We start from the raw sequence: 15,133 nt of genomic DNA on the forward strand, positions 1-15,133 counted from the left end.
CCGCGCTGCCGGTCGGCAACGCGATCGACCCGGGATCCTCACCTCGCGTTCACGCGCGCTGTGCCCGACGGCACGCCGGTCCGCCGGACCGTCCCGCCGCCGCCCGTGGTGGAGTGGGGAACGTGCAGTTCACCGCCTCCGCCGCCCCCTGGCAGCGCTACATCGCACTCGGCGACTCCTTCACCGAGGGGCTGAACGACGCCGATCCGGAGCGCCCCGACCACTACCGCGGCTGGGCCGACCTGCTCGCCGGGCACCTGGCCGCCGCGACCGGGGTCGACGTCGAGTACGCCAACCTGGCGATCCGCGGCCGGCTGCTGCGCCAGGTCGTCGAGGAGCAGGTGCCCGTCGCGCTGGAGGCCCGGCCGGACCTGGTCAGCATCGTCGCCGGCGGCAACGACCTGATGCGCCCGGGTGCCGATCCCGACGAGCTGGCCGCGACCCTCGAGGCGGCCGTCGTCCGCTTCCGGTCGGCCGGCGCCGACGTGCTGCTGGCCACCGGCGTCGACACCCGCAACACCCCGATCCTGCGCCGGGCGCGCGGCAGGATCGCCGTCTTCAACGCCGACATCTGGTCGATCGCCGCCCGCACCGGCGCCGCCGTCCTCGACCAGTGGGGCGCGGGCTGGATCCAGGACTCCCGGCTGTGGGACGCCGACCGCATCCACCTCACCACCGAGGGGCACCGCCGCATGGGCCTGGCCGCGGCGGCCGCGCTCGGCGTGCCGGTCGGCGACGACGGCTGGCGGACGCCGCTGTCCCCGCAGCCACCGCGCGCGTTCCGCGTGGCGGTCGCCGAGGAGGCCGCCTGGGTGCGCGGGTACGTCGGCCCGTGGATCGGCCGGCGGCTGCGCGGCACCTCGTCCGGGGACGGGCGCGAGCCCAAGCGCCCCGTGCCGCTCGCGCTGCCCCGCCCCTAGGGATCAGTCCTCGGGGTCCTCGGCGAACTCGTCGAACAGGCCGAACTTCCCGGTGTCGTCCGTCGCGAGCACGACGCGGCGCGGCGGGTCGACGTCGGCCGACCGCTGCTGCGGCACGATCGGCGTCTCCAGGGCGTCGGGCAGCAGCGCGCCGGCGACGTCCTCCGCCGGGGTGTCGGTGACCTCGCCGATGAGCACCGCGGCCGGGCTCGGCAGCGGCGCGGGCCGGCCGAAGGCGTAGCCCTGGGCCATGGCGCAGCCGTGGTCGAGCAGCCAGGCGGCCTGGTCGAGGTCCTCGATGCCCTCGGCGATGACCTGGAGGCCCATGCCGCGGCCGAGCTGGAGCAGACCCTGCACCAGCGCCGCGGTCGCGGGCTCGGCGACGACGTCGGCGACGAACGAGCGGTCGATCTTCAGCGTGTGGATCGGCAGCCGGTGCAGGGCGGTGATCGCCGAGTAACCGGTGCCGAAGTCGTCGAGGGCCAGGGTCACGCCCTGGTCGGTGACGACGGCGACGGAGTGCAGCGTGGCCTCGGCGGCGAACAGCGCCGTCGACTCGGTGATCTCCAGCTCCAGCCGCTCCGGCGCCAGCCCGGACTCCTCGAGGGCGGCGGCGACGAGCTCGCTGAAGCCGTCCTCGGCCAGGTGCCGCGCCGACACGTTGACGTGCACCCGCAGGTCGTCGGGCCAGGTGGCGGCGTCGTGGCAGGCGCGGCGGAGCACCCACGCGCCGAGCTTGGAGGTGAGCCGGTTGTTCTCCGCGGCGTCCAGGAAGGCGCCCGGCGGGAGCAGCCCGCGGGTGGGGTGCTGCCAGCGGATGAGCGCCTCGTAGCCGAGCAGCGACTCGTCGGCCAGGTGCACGATCGGCTGGTAGAACAGCCGCAGCTCGTCGTTGTCGAGCGCGTGCCGCAGGTCGACCTCGAGTTGGAGGGCGTCGACGTCGCTGTCGCTGAGGGCGCCCTCGTGCACCTCGACGCGGGCGCGGCTGCCGTCGACCTTGGCCCGGTTCAGCGCGCTCTGCGCCTGGCGCAGCAGGTCGTCGGGGGTGAGGTCGGAGCCCAGGGTCAGCCCGACGCTGGCCGAGAGGGTGATCTCGCGGTCGAGGACGACGAAGGGCTCGTCGAGCACGCTGAGCAGCCGCTCGGCCAGCGCGCGCAGGCCCTCGAGGTCCTCGACGTCCTCGGCGACGACGAGGAACTCGTCGGCCCCGAGCCGGACGGCGGTGTCCTCGACGCGGGTGCTCCAGCGCAGCCGGTCGGCGACCTGGCTGAGCAGCATGTCGCCGGCCTCGTGGCCGAGGGTGTCGTTGACCGCGCGGAAGCGGTCGAGGTTGAGGTGCACCAGCCCGACCTGCAGGCCGCGGCGGCGGGAGAGCGCGACCGCGTGCCGCAGCCTGTCGGTGAGCGCGCGGCGGTTGGGCAGCCCGGTCAGCGGGTCGGTGAACGCCCGGCGGACGAGGTCGTCCTCGGCGCGGCGGCGGTCGGTGACGTCGACCAGCGAGAGGACGACGAACTGCGGGACGCCGTTGTTGTGCCGGACCACCTCGTGGGCCTGCACGACCCACAGCTCGGTGCCGTCGGAGCGGCGCAGCCGGCGCTCGCCGTCGAGGAGCAGGTTCGGGTCCAGCGGCGGCTCACCGGGCGCCGGCTCGATCCCCAGGTCGCCGACCGGGGGGTCGTCGGGGTGGGCCAGCGAGGTCGACGTGCCGGCCGGAGAGCTCGTCGGCGCTGCGGCCGGTCAGGGCGCACATCACCGGGTTGGCGACCAGCACGTGACCGTCGAGGTCGACCAGCGCCTTGGCGATCGGCGCGGACATGAACAGCGCCTGGAACAGCTGGCCGCGGTCGGCGAGGAGCGTGTCGATGGCACGCATGCGCTGCCGGGTCGCCGCGTCGGGAGTGCCGGCGGGCTGCCGCGGCGTCTCGTTGGCGGGGAGGCTCACCGGAGAAGGGTCACGCATGGCCAGCGGTAAGTGACGGAACTCGTGCACGGAGAGTCGTGATCGTGCCGTCACGGTGCGTGAGAAAGTCGGGGTTGTCCGGCAGTACTTGCCGAAGCTCGCCCGCGTCCTCCGGCAGGTGGTGGTGCACGGCCGCGTCCCGGGCCGCGTCGGCGCGACGGCCGGGACGTGGGTCGTGCGTCAGTCCCCGACGGTGACCCCGGGCGAGAACGCGACATAGCCGGCGAAGTCCGTGCCCACCCGCTCCACGGCCGACGGGAAGAGGTCGGGGTAGCTCCAGGCGCCGTCCGAGGCCGTGCCGGAGGGGGTGACGACGTCCCAGTACTGCGCGGCGCCCTTCCACGGGCAGGTGTAGGCGGTCGGGCTCTTCGCGAGCGCTCCGTCGACCACCGCGGACGGCGGGAAGTACCAGTTGCCCTCGATCCGGACGAGCTCGGACTCCGGGGCCTCGGCGACGACGGTGCCGTTCACGGTGGCGCGCATGGGATCCCCTCCCACCAGGACCGCCCGATGCGGTCGCTCGGAGGCGGAACGTCCCGGCCGGCCCCGGTCATCCCGTGCCCGTCATCCCGGGAACACGGTGGGCCGCGTCGGCGCTGAGGACGGCGTGGAGAAGCGGATCGGATTTCTGTCCTTCGGGCACTGGCAGCCCATCCCGGGGTCGCAGGTGCGCACCGGTCGGGACGCGCTGGTGCAGAGCGTCGAGCTGGCGGTCGCCGCCGAGGAGATCGGGCTGGACGGCGCCTACGTGCGGGTGCACCACTTCGCCCGCCAGCTGGCCTCGCCGTTCCCGCTCCTGGTCGCCATGGCCGCCCGCACCTCGCGCATCGAGCTGGGCACCGGCGTCATCGACATGCGCTACGAGAACCCGCTGTACATGGCCGAGGAGGCCGCCGCGACCGACCTGCTCAGCGACGGCCGGCTCCAGCTCGGCGTGAGCCGCGGATCGCCGGAGACGGCGCTGCGCGGCTCGGAGGCCTTCGGTTACGTGCCCGGCCCCGGCAGCACCGACGCCGACCTCGCCCGGCAGAAGACGGCGCTGTTCCTGGCCGCGATCTCCGGGCAGCCGGTCGTGGACGCCGATCCGAAGATGACCGGTGGGCGGGCCGGGCAGCTGCCCGTGCTGCCGCAGTCGCCGGGCCTGGCCGACCGCATCTGGTGGGGGTCGGGTACCCGTGCCACCGCCGAGTGGACCGCGCGGCAGGGGATGAACCTGATGAGCTCCACGCTGCTAGGTCGAGGACACCGGCGTCCCCTTCGACGAGCTCCAGGCCGAGCAGATCGCCCGGTTCCGCAGCACCTGGCGCGAGGCCGGCTGGGAGCGCGAGCCGAGGGTGTCGGTGAGCCGCAGCGTGGTCCCGGTCGTCAGCGACCTGGACCGGCAGTACTTCGGCGGCGACAGCGGCGAGGACCAGGTCGGCGTCCTCGAGGGTGTCCGCGCCCGCTTCGGCAAGAGCTACGTCGGTGAGCCCGACCAGCTCGCCGAGGAGCTGGCCAAGGACGCCGCCGTCCGCGAGGCCGACAGCCTGCTGATCACCGTGCCGAACATGCTGGGCGTCGACTACAACGCCCGGCTGCTGCAGAACGTCGTCGAGCACGTCGCGCCCGCCATCGGCTGGGTGCACCCCGACCGCCGCCCCGCCTGACCCCCTCGGCGGACTTTCGGTACCGAAAGTCCCCACCCCCTCGGGACTTTCGGTACCGAAAGTCCCGAGGGGGGCGTCAGCGCAGGTCGAAGCCGAGGTCGAGGACGGCGGCGCTGTGCGTGAGCCCGCCGACGGCGAGGTAGTCGACGCCGGTCGCCGCGACCTCGGCTGCGCGGTCCAGCGAGAGCCCGCCGCTGGCCTCCAGCCGCACACCCGTGCCGCGCACCAGCTCGACGGCCGTGCGGGTGTCGGCGGTGGAGAAGTTGTCCAGCAGCACGAGCTGCACGCCGGCCGCGATCGCCTCGCGCACCTGGTCGAGGGTGTCGCACTCGACCTCGAGCGCGATGTGCGGCGCCGTCGTCCGCACCGCCTCCACCGCTGCGGCGATGCCGCCGGCCGCGGCGACGTGGTTGTCCTTGACCAGCGCGGCGTCACCGAGCGCCATCCGGTGGTTCACCCCGCCGCCGCAGCGGACGGCGTACTTCTCCAGCGCGCGCAGCCCGGGCGTCGTCTTGCGGGTGTCGCGGACGGCGGCGCCGGTGCCCGCGATCGCCTCGGCCCACTGGTGGGTCAGCGAGGCGATCCCGGACAGGTGGCAGACCAGGTTGAGCGCGGTCCGCTCGGCGGTGAGGAGGGCGCGGGTCGGGCCGGTGACGGTGAGCACGGGCAGCCCCGGCTCGGTGGTCGCGCCGTCCGCCTCGTGGACCAGAGTCTCCACCGCCGGGCCGCCGACCAGGTCGAACACGGCCGCGGCCACGTGCACCCCGGCGAGCACGCCGACGCTGCGCGGCGTGACGTCCCCGGTGGCGACGGCGTCGGCGGGCACGGTGGACTCCGTCGTCACGTCCGGGCCGAAGGCGAGGTCCTCGTCCAGGGCTGTGCGGACGACGCGCTCCACCTCGGCCGGGTCCAGCCCGGCGGCCCGCAGCGCGGCGGCCACGTCTTCCCGGAGCGCGGTCACGCGACCACCAGCTCGCCGGCACCGGTCCGCACGGGCACGGTGCGGGTGCGCAGGTGGCCGGCGCGGTCGAGCCGGTGCACCAGCCGCACCTGCCACTCCGCCCGGGTCTCGGGGGTGTCCACCCGGCGGTGGCAGCCCCGGCTCTCGGCGCGGGTCAGGGCCGCGGCGGCGAGCAGGGTCGCGACCGTGTGCAGCGCCGTCGTCTCCAGCGCGGCCAGGTCGAGCGGCGCGGTGCTCCGGTCGACCGCGGCCAGGGTGCGGGCCAGCTCGGTGAGGCCCTCGGCGTCGCGGAGGACGCCGGCGTGCCGGGTGGTCGCCGCGGTGACGACGGCGCGGGCGGCGGGGTCGATGGCCGCGTCACCCCGGCGGGGAGCCGCCGGGGCGGCGAGCGGGGGCAGCTCGACGGCGAGCAGCGCGGCGCAGCGGCGGGCGGCGACGAGCCCCTCGGTGATCGAGTTCGACGCCAGCCGGTTCGCGCCCTGGACGCCGGTGCAGGCGACCTCGCCGATCGCGAACAGCCCGGGGACCCCGGTGCGGCCGTCGAGGTCGGCGAGCACGCCGCCGCAGGAGTAGTGCGCCGCGGGCACGACCGGGATCGGCTCGTGCGCGAGGTCCAGTCCGGCGTCGCGGCAGGCGCGGGCGATGCCGGGGAAGCGGCGCTCGAGGAACTCCGCGCCGAGGTGCCGGGCGTCGAGGAAGACGTGGTCGGCGCCGGTGGCACGCAGGTGCGCGGCGATGGTCGCCGAGACGACGTCGCGCGGGGCGAGGTCGGCCAGCGGGTGCGCGCCGGCCATGATCCGGTGTCCGTCGGTGGCGACGAGGACCGCGCCCTCCCCGCGCACCGCCTCGGAGACCAGCGGCTGCTGCCCGGAGGCGCCGGCGCCGGTCCAGAGCGCGGTCGGGTGGAACTGCACGAGCTCGACGTCGGCGAGCTCGGCCCCGGCGCGCAGGGCGAGGGCCAGCCCGTCGCCGGTGGCACCGGCCGGGTTGGTGGTCGCGGTGAACACCTGCCCGGCGCCACCGGTGGCCAGGACGACGGCGCGCGCCCGCAGGTCGGTGACGTCGACGAGTGCGCCGCCGTCGCCGATCCCGGCGGTGCGCACGCCGGCGACCCGGCCGTCGGTGGTGAGCAGCGCGTCCAGCGCCACGGTCTGCTCGAGGACGGCGATGCCGCGGGCCCGCAGCGCGGCGGCCAGCGTCCGGGTGACCTCCGCGCCGCTGGCGTCCCCGCCGGCGTGCACGATCCGGTCGCGGCTGTGCCCGCCCTCGCGGGTGAGCGCCGGCCGCCCGTCGGCGGCGAGGTCCAGTCGTGCGCCGAGCAGCCGCAGCTCGGCGACGGCGCCCGGTGCCTCGGCGACCAGGGTCCGCACGGCCGGCTCGTCGCAGAGCCCGGCCCCGGCCACCAGGGTGTCCTGCACGTGCAGCTCGGCGTCGTCGTCCTCGCCGAGGACGGCGGCCAGCCCGCCCTGCGCCCACGGCGTGCTGCCGGCGCCGAGCTCGCCCTTGGTGACGACGGTGACCGCGCGCCCGGCCTCGGCCAGCGCGACGGCGGCCATCAGCCCGGCGGCACCGCTGCCCACCACGACGACGTCGGTGACCCGCTCGTCCGTCGCCGCCGGCAGCGGCAGGGCGGCGACGACGGGCGGCGCCAGGGTGGCGACCCCGGGGCGCACCTCACTCACCGACCGGCGAGGGCGTGCCGATGGCGACCATGGCCTCGACGGCGGCGCGGGCGCGGGCGGCGACCTGCGGGTCGACGGTTACCTCGTCGCGGCCCTCGCGCAGCGCGCGCAGCAGCTTCTCCGGCGTCGACATCTTCATGTAGGGGCAGGCCGCCCGGGAGTTGACCGGCTCGAACGCCGTCGTCGGGTTGGCCTGGCGGAGCTGGTGCAGCATGCCGATCTCGGTGGCGACCAGCACCCGCTTCGCCGTCGTCCTCCGGGCCTCGTCGAGCATCCCGCCGGTGGAGAGGATGTGCACGCGCTCCTGCGGCAGCTGGCCGTCCGACACCATCCACAGGGCGCTGGTCGCGCAGCCGCACTCGGGGTGCACGAGCAGCTCGGCATCGGGTGCGGCCTCGACGCTGGCGCGCAGGTCGGTGGGGGAGATGCCGGCGTGCACGTGGCACTCGCCCATCCAGATGCGCATGTTCGCGCGTCCCGTGACCCGCTGGACGTGCGCGCCGAGGAACTGGTCGGGGAGGAAGAGGATCTCCCGGTCGGCCGGGATCGACTCGACGACCTCGACGGCGTTGGACGAGGTGCAGCAGATGTCGGTCTCGCCCTTCACCTCGGCCGAGGTGTTCACGTAGGAGACGACGACGGCGCCCGGGTGCTCGGCCTTCCAGGCGCGCAGCTGGTCGGCGGTGATCGTGTCGGCCAGCGAGCAGCCGGCGTTCGCGTCGGGGACCAGCACGGTCTTCTCCGGCGCCAGGATCTTCGCCGTCTCGGCCATGAAGTGGACGCCGGCGAAGACGATCGTGCTCGCGTCGCTGGAGGCGGCGAGGCGGGAGAGGGCGAGGGAGTCGCCGACGTGGTCGGCGACGTCCTGGATCTCCGGGGCCTGGTAGTTGTGCGCGAGGACGACGGCGTCCTTCTCGCGGGCCAGCCGGCGCACCTCCTCGCGCTTCAGTCCTGCCACTGGTCGGGCGTCCAGGCGGCGGTGGTGGGGGTGGGCAGCGTCGCGGTCACGCGGGCCTCCGGAGGAGTGGGTTTCCTACTATGAGGCGAAAACCTCGTGGGAAGACCCTAGCATTCCCGGCATGGGATCCGTGTGGTCGTCGCCCGAGCGGCCGGCCTATCCGCACCAGGCGCTGGCCGTGGTGCTGCAGGTCCGGGCGCGGCGGCTGCACGCGATGCTGTGGCAGCGGCCGAACGACCCGTTCGCCGGGGCGTGGGCGCTGCCGGGCGGGCCGCTGCTGCCGGAGGAGACTCTCGGCGCCTCCGTGGCCCGGCAGCTGGCGGCCAAGGTGGAGGTCGCGGCGCTCGGGCACCTGGAGCAGCTGGAGACGCGCAGCGACCCCGACCGCGACCCCCGCGGCCGGACCGTGGCGACGGCCTACCTGGGGTTGATCCCCTCGCACGTCGACCCGGCGCTGCCCGAGGACACCGCCTGGCACCCGGTCGAGGCACTGCCGGCGACGGCGTTCGACCACGGTTCGATCGTCGGCTCGGCGCTGCGCCGCCTGCGGTCCAAGCTCTCGTACACCAACGTCGGGTTCGCCCTGGCCCCGCCCGAGTTTACCGTCGCCGAGCTGCGCGAGATCTACGTCGCCGCGCTGGGCTACGACGTCACCGCGACCAACCTCCAGCGGGTGCTGCTGCGCCGCGGCGTGCTCGAGGCGACGGGGGAGCAAGCGCCGCCGGGGCGCTCCGGCGGGCGGCCGGCGGCGCTCTACCGGTTCGCAGCACCGGAGCTGGAGGTCACCGACCCCTTCGCGGTCTTCCGCCCGCCGGCCACCCGTCCGGCCGGACCGCGCGGTTCATGATCACGAACGGGTGACACCGCGTGCGGCGGCGCATGATCACGCTCAGCCCGGGAAGTGTTCGCCGCGACCCACTGCGGACACCGATTGGAGACCCACGTGCTCATCCTCGGCTTGATCCTGCTGCTGATCGGCATCTTTGCCAGCATCCCGATCCTCACGACGATCGGGATCATCCTGCTGGTCGTCGGCGCGGTCCTCTACGTCCTCGGGGCGACCGGCCGCGCGGTCGGCGGACGAAAAGTCTGGTACTGACCGCCCCGTGACCCCGACCTCCCGCTGAGGTCGGGACGCCACGGGCGCTGACCCCACGAGCCCCCGGCCGCATCGCGCGGCCGGGGGCTCGTCGTCGTCCGGGGCCTCGTGGTCCGGAGGTCAGGTCGGGCAGACGGGCAGGCTCGGCAGGAGCTTGACGCCGAGGGGGCCGAGCAGGGTGCACGTGAGGCCCGGGACGAGCTCGACGACCTGCGGCGGCGCGGGCGTGGCCGTCGGGGGTGGGGGTGGCGTGGGGAGCGGGAGGGTCGGCAGGCCCGGCAGCGGCAGGCTGGGGAGCGGCAGCGCCGGGGCCGCGGGTGCCGCCGGAGCCGGTGCGGGAGCGGGCGCAGGAGCCGATCCGGGGGCGGGAGCCGGTGCGCTCCCGTTCCCGCCGCCTGCCGGCGCCGGGGAACCCCCCCCGCCGCTGCCGCCGGCGGGCGCCGGAGGGGCGGCGCTGCCGTCGGCTGCCGCAGGTGCGGCCGCTGCGTCCGCGGGCCCGGGGGACGACGCCGCGGGGCCCCGGTTCGGCAGGACGGTGTCGCCCGAGGCCGGGGTGGTGTCGCGGACGCCGAGCGCCGGTCCGGGCGCGGCCGGCCCGCGCACGCTGCCGGACGGCGCCGGGACGGGGCTGGTGGTGTCGCCGCTCAGCGGCAGTGCGTCGACCGGGACGCCGGTGGCGTAGGAGCGGGCCAGCGCCAGCACCTGGGCCACGTAGGCGTCGGAGTGGTTGTAGGCGAAGACGGCCTTGCGCTGGCCGGCGTCGGTGCGCAGGTCGCCGCCGGCGGTGCACAGGTAGTTGGCCGCCCCGAGCGCGGCGTCGTCGATGTCGAAGGGGTCGGTCGTGCCGTTCCCGTCGCCGTCCACGGCGTAGGCGCGCCAGGTGGTCGGGATGAACTGCATCGGCCCGACGGCGCGGTCGTAGGTCGGGTCGTGGTCGAAGGCGCCGTCGTCGGAGTCGGCGATGAAGGCGAACTGCACGCCGTCGAGCGCCGGGCCGCGGATCTCCGGGGTCGAGGTGCCGTCGGGCCCGAGCGTGGCGCCGCCGAACCGCCCGTGGTTGGACTCGACCCGGCCGATGGCGGCCAGCAGTGACCAGTCGATGCCGCACCCGGGCTTCGAGGCGTTCATCCGGGTGGCGGCGACGCGGTAGGCGTTGAGCGCCACGTTCGGGATGCCGTTCTCGGCCAGGCCGGTGATGACCGCGGGCGTGGCGGGCTGGGGCTGCGGCACCGCGACGGGCAGCGGCGGCAGCGTGATCGCGCCCTCCGGGGCGCCGCGGGACAGCGGCGAGGCGGCGGGCTCCGCGGTGCTCGTGCGGGCGTCGGCCTCCTGCAGGCCGCCGTCGCCGGTCGAGGCGCTCACGCCGCTGAAGAAGCCGGCACCGCCGACCACCACGGCCGCCATGAACAGCGCCCGGTGCCGGCGGTTCGTGCCGGGCGGCAGTGCTCGTGCCGCGCCGCGCCCCCGTGTGGGCTTCCGCATCCTCACTCCTGGTGCAGGTCCGACCACGTCTCCTCGGGCGGGCCGGTAACCCGTGACCTGCGGTCGCAACCACGGAGGAGCGGACGGTTCTGTACCGATGAGGGGGAGCGGAGCGCGCCCGGCAGGATTCGAACCTGCGACCGTCGGATTAGAAGTCCGGTGCTCTATCCGCTGAGCTACGAGCGCTTTCGGTGGCCGATCATCGCACCCGGCGTGAGCGGCCCCCGTGCCGCGCCGTGCCGCTGACCGTTGTCCGGGCGGGCGCCCCGCAGGACGATGGTCGCGGGAGGGGGTCGGTCCGTGACCAGTCCGGGCTCTCCGCTCGACCGGTGGGCGAGCGGCGAGCGGTACGAGGCCTACGTCGGCCGCTGGAGCCGTGCGGTCGCGACGACCTTCGTGCACTGGCTGGAGGTGCCTCCCGGCGCACGCTGGCTCGATGCCGGGTGCGGCACGGGCGCACCGACGACCGCGATCCTCGAGCTGGGTTCGCCCGCCGCCGTGCTCGGGGCCGACACGTCGCCGGACCTCCTCGCCCGTGCGGCGGGCACCGTGCACGACGCGCGCGCCCGGTTCGTGCTGGCGGACGTCGCGCACCTCCCGGTGGACGACGGCTCGGTCGATGCAGCGGTCTCCGGGCTGGTGCTGAACTTCGTGCCCGACACCTCCACCGCGCTCGCCGAAGCGGTGCGGGTGACCCGGCGGGGCGGCGCGGTCGCCGCCTACGTCTGGGACTACGCCGAGGGCATGGAGCTCATCCGGTACTTCTGGGACGCCGCGGTCGCCCTCGATCCCGGTGCCGCGCAGTGGGACGAGGGGACCCGCTTCCCGCTCTGCCACCCGTGGGCCCTGGCCGGCGCGTTCGACCGGGCCGGGCTCGCCGGGGTGGTGGTCGAGCCGATCGTCGTGCCGACCGCGTTCCACGACCTCGAGGAGTACTGGCACCCCTTCCTGGGCGGGACGGGCCCGGCACCGGCCTACGTGGCATCGCTGCCGGAGGAACGGGTGACGGCCCTGCGGGACCGGCTGGCCGAGCGGCTGCCGGCATCCCCCGACGGCGGGATCCGGCTCTCGGCCCGGGCGTGGGCGGTACGCGGCGAGGTGCGGCACCCCCGCAGCTGATCAGGCGGGCACGACAGGGCGGCCCGGCCCGTCCACAGGCGGGGGCGTCGTCCACAGATCGGTGCGCGGGCCCGTGCGAGCGGGGCGGCGGACGCAGGGTTCCAGCAGGTCGGCACCGCGCCGGCCGCGCCGTCCGGCGCAGCACCTCCGAGGAGCACCGTGAACGACACCACCGTCACCGTCGTCGGCAACGTCGTCGACGCCCCGCGTCGCACCAACACCCAGAACGGCGCGGTGACCAACTTCCGCATCGCGTCCACCGCGCGGCGCTACGACTCCGCCACCGAGCAGTACGTCGACGCCGGCACCCTCTGGATCGACGTCGAGTGCTGGAACGCGCTGAGCGGCAACGTCGCCGCGAGCATCAGCAAGGGCGACCCGGTCATCGTCCACGGGGCCCTGACCACCCACAGCTGGGAGTCCGACGCCGGCCCGCGCAGCAAGGACCGCATCAAGGCGTTCGCCGTGGGGCCCAACCTGCAGAAGGGGCGGTCGTTGTTCACCCGGGACAGGGCCGGTCGGGCCCCCGACGAGTCCGCGGCGGCGCAGCCGGGCCCCGACGCGCCGGACTTCCCGGGCCCGGACGTCGAACCCCGGGCCGGCCGGGACTACGTGGACGCCGGGGACGCGTTGGACTCCGTGGACGCCGCCGACCTCACCGCGCAGCCCGCGCACGCCTAGTTGCCCCGGGCTGGGAGGATCGGAGGTGAGAACGCATGGGGGCCGGGCCGGGCACGCCGGCCCGCCCCCGCTCGCGAGACGACGGAAGGCTCCGAAGCCCAGTGGCTCAGTACATCTACACGATGGTCCGCGCGCGCAAGGCACACGGCGACAAGGTGATCCTCGACAACGTCACCCTGTCGTTCCTGCCCGGCGCGAAGATCGGCGTCGTCGGCCCCAACGGCGCCGGCAAGTCGACCGTGCTCCAGATCATGGCCGGCATGCAGCAGCCCTCCAACGGCGAGGCCTCGCTCGCGCCGGAGGCCACGGTGGGGATCCTGCTGCAGGAGCCGCCGCTCAACGAGGCCCTCGACGTGCGGGGCAACGTCGAGGAGGCGGTGAAGCCGCTGCGCGACGCGCTCACCCGCTTCGAGGAGGTCAGCGCGGCGATGGGGGAGCCCGACGCCGACTTCGACGCGCTCCTCGCCGAGCAGGGCGAGCTCATGGAGGTCATCGAGAACCAGGACGGCTGGGAGCTCGACGCCCGCATCGAGCAGGCCATGGACGCGCTGCGCTGCCCGCCGGGCGACGCCGACGTCACCGTCCTCTCCGGTGGTGAGCGCCGCCGCGTCGCGCTGTGCAAGCTGCTGCTCGAGGCGCCCGACCTGCTGCTGCTCGACGAGCCCACCAACCACCTCGACGCCGAGAGCGTGGCCTGGCTCGAGCAGCACCTCGAGAAGTACGCCGGCACCGTCGTCGCCGTCACCCACGACCGGTACTTCCTGGACAACGTTGCCGAGTGGATCCTCGAGCTCGACCGCGGCCGGGCCTACCCGTACGAGGGCAACTACTCCACCTACCTCGAGACCAAGGCCGCCCGCCTCCAGGTCGAGGGGGCCAAGGACGCCAAGCGCGCCAAGCGGCTCAAGGAGGAGCTGGAGTGGGTGCGCTCCGGCGCCAAGGCCCGCCAGGCCAAGAGCAAGGCGCGCCTCGCCCGGTACGAGGAGATGGCCGCGGAGGCCGACAAGTTCCGCAAGCTGGACTTCGAGGAGATCCAGATCCCGCCGGGTCCGCGACTGGGCAGCGTCGTCGTCGAGACGCGCAACCTGACCAAGGGCTTCGGGGACCGGCTGCTGATCGACGACCTGTCGTTCACCCTGCCGCGCAACGGCATCGTCGGCGTCGTCGGCCCGAACGGCGTCGGCAAGACCACGCTGTTCAAGATGCTGGTCGGCGAGGAGAAGCCGGACGACGGCGAGATCAAGGTCGGCGAGACGGTCAAGCTCTCCTACGTCGAGCAGAACCGCAGCGGCATCGACCCGAAGAAGACGCTGTGGGAGGTCGTCTCCGACGGCCTCGACCACATCAAGGTGGGCAATGTCGAGATGCCCTCGCGGGCCTACATCGCCGCCTTCGGCTTCAAGGGCCCGGACCAGCAGAAGCCGGCCGGCGTCCTCTCCGGCGGTGAGCGCAACCGGCTGAACCTGGCGCTGACGCTCAAGCAGGGCGGCAACCTGCTGCTGCTCGACGAGCCGACCAACGACCTCGACACCGAGACGCTCACCAGCCTGGAGAGCGCGCTGCTCGAGTTCCCCGGCTGCGCCGTCGTGGTCAGCCACGACCGGTGGTTCCTCGACCGCGTGGCCACCCACATCCTCGCCTACGAGGGCGAGTCGAAGTGGTTCTGGTTCGAGGGCAACTTCGCCGACTACGAGAAGAACAAGGTCGAGCGCCTCGGCCAGGACGCCACCCGTCCGCACCGGGCGACCTACCGGAAGCTCTCGCGCGACTGACCGGCGACCAGCACGTGGCGACGGCCGGCAAGGAGCACCCGCTCCCCGCCGGCCGTCGTCGTCCGTGCCGTCGTCGTCCGTGCCCGGGTCAGGCCGTCGTGGCGCGGCCGGGCAGCTCGTCGTCGTCGAAGTGCAGCACCATCCGGCGCTGCCGCCAGGTCTCCACCGCCCGCCACCGGTAGTGGTGCCGGACGAACGCCACCGCCTCGTCCGCCGGAACCCCGTCCAGCACGGCCAGGCAGGCCAGCGCCGTGCCGGTGCGCCCGGTGCCCCCGCTGCAGGCCACCTCCACCCGCTCGTCGGCGGCCCGCACCCACGCCGACGCGAGCGCCAGCCGCAGCTCGGACAGCTCCGCGGGCAGCCCGAAGTCGGGCCAGCGCACCCACTGCTGCGCCCACGCGGTCCCGGGCGGCCGGCGGGCGGTCAGGTACAGACCGAACTGCGGCGCGGGGGACGACGGCGTGTCGCGCAGCCCGCGACCGAGCACCCGTCGTCCCGATGGCAGGGTCAGCACGCCGGGGAGGTCCGCCGGCCAGGGCGTGTCCACCGGGCCACGGTAGGGCTCCGGGGCGTTCCGCGCGCCCTCTCGCTGCGCGGTCCGCGAGGACGCACGCCGACGCCCCGACCGAGGGCCTGGTCGAACCGCGCCGCGGCGTACGGCAGGGTGGCGGTGTGAGGCACACCGCGGCGGTCCCCATGCGCTGGTCGGACATGGACGCCTACCAGCACATCAACAACGTGGCCTTCCTCGGCTACTTCGAGATGGCGCGGATCAGCCTGTTCCGCGAGCAGCCCACGCACGACCTGCGCACGGGGCAGCGGCGGGGGCTCATCGTTCGCCGCGCACGAGATC

Annotated in this window: 16 protein-coding genes, 1 tRNA gene and 1 pseudogene; 9 read left to right on the forward strand and 9 right to left on the reverse strand. The window is 74.8% G+C overall.

Annotated features, from left to right (window positions below; all coding sequences use genetic code 11):
- The first annotated feature begins 122 nt into the window (after nucleotides 1-122).
- Complete coding sequence (locus JKP75_RS05140; protein ID WP_200492275.1) at nucleotides 123-920, forward strand: SGNH/GDSL hydrolase family protein; 798 nt, start codon at nucleotides 123-125, stop codon at nucleotides 918-920.
- 3 nt (nucleotides 921-923) lie between these two features.
- On the opposite strand, the gene JKP75_RS05145 is transcribed toward JKP75_RS05140, so the two are convergent.
- The 3 genes from JKP75_RS05145 to JKP75_RS05150 form a co-directional block, all read right to left on the reverse strand.
- Nucleotides 924-2,477: an EAL domain-containing protein gene (locus JKP75_RS05145; protein ID WP_309229524.1), complete on the reverse strand. Its 1,554-nt coding sequence runs from the start codon at nucleotides 2,475-2,477 to the stop codon at nucleotides 924-926.
- Nucleotides 2,478-2,553: 76 nt separating this feature from the next.
- Nucleotides 2,554-2,862: a PAS domain S-box protein gene (locus JKP75_RS23670; RefSeq protein ID WP_309229526.1), complete on the reverse strand. Its 309-nt coding sequence runs from the start codon at nucleotides 2,860-2,862 to the stop codon at nucleotides 2,554-2,556.
- Nucleotides 2,863-3,060: 198 nt separating this feature from the next.
- On the reverse strand, nucleotides 3,061-3,363 hold the full coding sequence (locus JKP75_RS05150) for a DUF427 domain-containing protein (RefSeq protein WP_200492273.1): 303 nt from the start codon (nucleotides 3,361-3,363) through the stop codon (nucleotides 3,061-3,063).
- Between the two features lie 124 nt (nucleotides 3,364-3,487).
- Here JKP75_RS05150 and JKP75_RS05155 point away from each other — a divergent pair, with 124 nt between their 5' ends.
- Together JKP75_RS05155 and JKP75_RS20555 are read left to right on the forward strand one after the other, a co-directional pair.
- Nucleotides 3,488-4,348: an LLM class flavin-dependent oxidoreductase gene (locus JKP75_RS05155; RefSeq protein ID WP_309229527.1), complete on the forward strand. Its 861-nt coding sequence runs from the start codon at nucleotides 3,488-3,490 to the stop codon at nucleotides 4,346-4,348.
- On the forward strand, nucleotides 4,233-4,526 hold the full coding sequence (locus JKP75_RS20555; RefSeq protein WP_242472779.1) for a hypothetical protein: 294 nt from the start codon (nucleotides 4,233-4,235) through the stop codon (nucleotides 4,524-4,526). The genes JKP75_RS05155 and JKP75_RS20555 overlap by 116 nt, the downstream gene beginning before the upstream one ends.
- A 76-nt stretch (nucleotides 4,527-4,602) precedes the next feature.
- Here the strand turns inward: JKP75_RS20555 and nadC are convergent, their stop codons facing one another.
- Genes nadC through nadA form a run of 3 tightly spaced genes read right to left on the reverse strand, consistent with a single transcriptional unit; the run spans nucleotide 4,603 to nucleotide 8,127 of the window.
- Nucleotides 4,603-5,487, reverse strand: a complete 885-nt coding sequence (nadC, locus tag JKP75_RS05160) for a carboxylating nicotinate-nucleotide diphosphorylase (protein ID WP_200492271.1) — start codon at nucleotides 5,485-5,487, stop codon at nucleotides 4,603-4,605.
- Nucleotides 5,484-7,169, reverse strand: coding sequence for an L-aspartate oxidase (locus JKP75_RS05165; protein ID WP_200492826.1), 1,686 nt, complete (start codon nucleotides 7,167-7,169; stop codon nucleotides 5,484-5,486). Before JKP75_RS05165 ends, nadC begins: the two co-directional genes overlap by 4 nt.
- On the reverse strand, nucleotides 7,162-8,127 hold the full coding sequence (gene nadA, locus JKP75_RS05170) for a quinolinate synthase NadA (protein ID WP_309229530.1): 966 nt from the start codon (nucleotides 8,125-8,127) through the stop codon (nucleotides 7,162-7,164). Before nadA ends, JKP75_RS05165 begins: the two co-directional genes overlap by 8 nt.
- 121 nt (nucleotides 8,128-8,248) lie before the next feature.
- On the opposite strand from nadA, the gene JKP75_RS05175 reads away from it, so the two are divergent.
- Both JKP75_RS05175 and JKP75_RS05180 read left to right on the forward strand, forming a co-directional pair.
- Nucleotides 8,249-8,974, forward strand: a complete 726-nt coding sequence (locus tag JKP75_RS05175) for an NUDIX domain-containing protein (RefSeq protein ID WP_200492827.1) — start codon at nucleotides 8,249-8,251, stop codon at nucleotides 8,972-8,974.
- Between the two features lie 96 nt (nucleotides 8,975-9,070).
- Nucleotides 9,071-9,226: a DUF6131 family protein gene (locus JKP75_RS05180; protein WP_097193998.1), complete on the forward strand. Its 156-nt coding sequence runs from the start codon at nucleotides 9,071-9,073 to the stop codon at nucleotides 9,224-9,226.
- Between the two features lie 120 nt (nucleotides 9,227-9,346).
- On the opposite strand, the gene JKP75_RS05185 is transcribed toward JKP75_RS05180, so the two are convergent.
- Both JKP75_RS05185 and JKP75_RS05190 read right to left on the reverse strand, forming a co-directional pair.
- Complete coding sequence (locus JKP75_RS05185; protein ID WP_200492269.1) at nucleotides 9,347-10,708, reverse strand: lytic murein transglycosylase; 1,362 nt, start codon at nucleotides 10,706-10,708, stop codon at nucleotides 9,347-9,349.
- 113 nt (nucleotides 10,709-10,821) lie between these two features.
- Nucleotides 10,822-10,894, reverse strand: a tRNA-Arg gene (locus tag JKP75_RS05190).
- A gap of 114 nt (nucleotides 10,895-11,008) precedes the next feature.
- On the opposite strand from JKP75_RS05190, the gene JKP75_RS05195 reads away from it, so the two are divergent.
- The 3 genes from JKP75_RS05195 to ettA all read left to right on the forward strand — a co-directional run bounded on the left by JKP75_RS05195 (nucleotide 11,009) and on the right by ettA (nucleotide 14,280).
- Nucleotides 11,009-11,827 (forward strand): class I SAM-dependent methyltransferase, encoded by an 819-nt coding sequence (locus tag JKP75_RS05195; RefSeq protein ID WP_200492268.1) that lies wholly within the window; start codon nucleotides 11,009-11,011, stop codon nucleotides 11,825-11,827.
- Nucleotides 11,828-11,986: 159 nt separating this feature from the next.
- Nucleotides 11,987-12,508 (forward strand): single-stranded DNA-binding protein, encoded by a 522-nt coding sequence (locus JKP75_RS05200; RefSeq protein WP_200492267.1) that lies wholly within the window; start codon nucleotides 11,987-11,989, stop codon nucleotides 12,506-12,508.
- A gap of 101 nt (nucleotides 12,509-12,609) precedes the next feature.
- Nucleotides 12,610-14,280, forward strand: coding sequence for an energy-dependent translational throttle protein EttA (gene ettA, locus JKP75_RS05205; protein WP_200492266.1), 1,671 nt, complete (start codon nucleotides 12,610-12,612; stop codon nucleotides 14,278-14,280).
- Nucleotides 14,281-14,368: 88 nt separating this feature from the next.
- On the opposite strand, the gene JKP75_RS05210 is transcribed toward ettA, so the two are convergent.
- Nucleotides 14,369-14,827 carry a protein-tyrosine phosphatase family protein gene (locus tag JKP75_RS05210; protein WP_200492265.1) on the reverse strand — a complete coding sequence of 153 codons (459 nt, stop codon included), beginning with the start codon at nucleotides 14,825-14,827 and terminating at the stop codon, nucleotides 14,369-14,371.
- A gap of 164 nt (nucleotides 14,828-14,991) precedes the next feature.
- Here JKP75_RS05210 and JKP75_RS23675 point away from each other — a divergent pair.
- A pseudogene (locus JKP75_RS23675) lies at nucleotides 14,992-15,066 on the forward strand (acyl-CoA thioesterase); the annotation flags it as partial.
- Nucleotides 15,067-15,133 lie beyond the last annotated feature (67 nt).

The organism is Blastococcus sp. TML/M2B (genome assembly GCF_016612865.1).
In the GTDB taxonomy this organism is placed as follows: domain Bacteria; phylum Actinomycetota; class Actinomycetes; order Mycobacteriales; family Geodermatophilaceae; genus Blastococcus.

Bases quoted from the DNA above. Each gene is read 5' to 3' on its own strand.
- JKP75_RS05150 (WP_200492273.1), bottom strand. From the start codon at position 3,363: ATGCGCGCCACCGTGAACGGCACCGTCGTCGCCGAGGCCCCGGAGTCC.
- JKP75_RS05175 (WP_200492827.1), top strand. From the start codon at position 8,249: ATGGGATCCGTGTGGTCGTCGCCCGAGCGGCCGGCCTATCCGCACCAG.
- JKP75_RS05185 (WP_200492269.1), bottom strand. From the start codon at position 10,708: ATGCGGAAGCCCACACGGGGGCGCGGCGCGGCACGAGCACTGCCGCCC.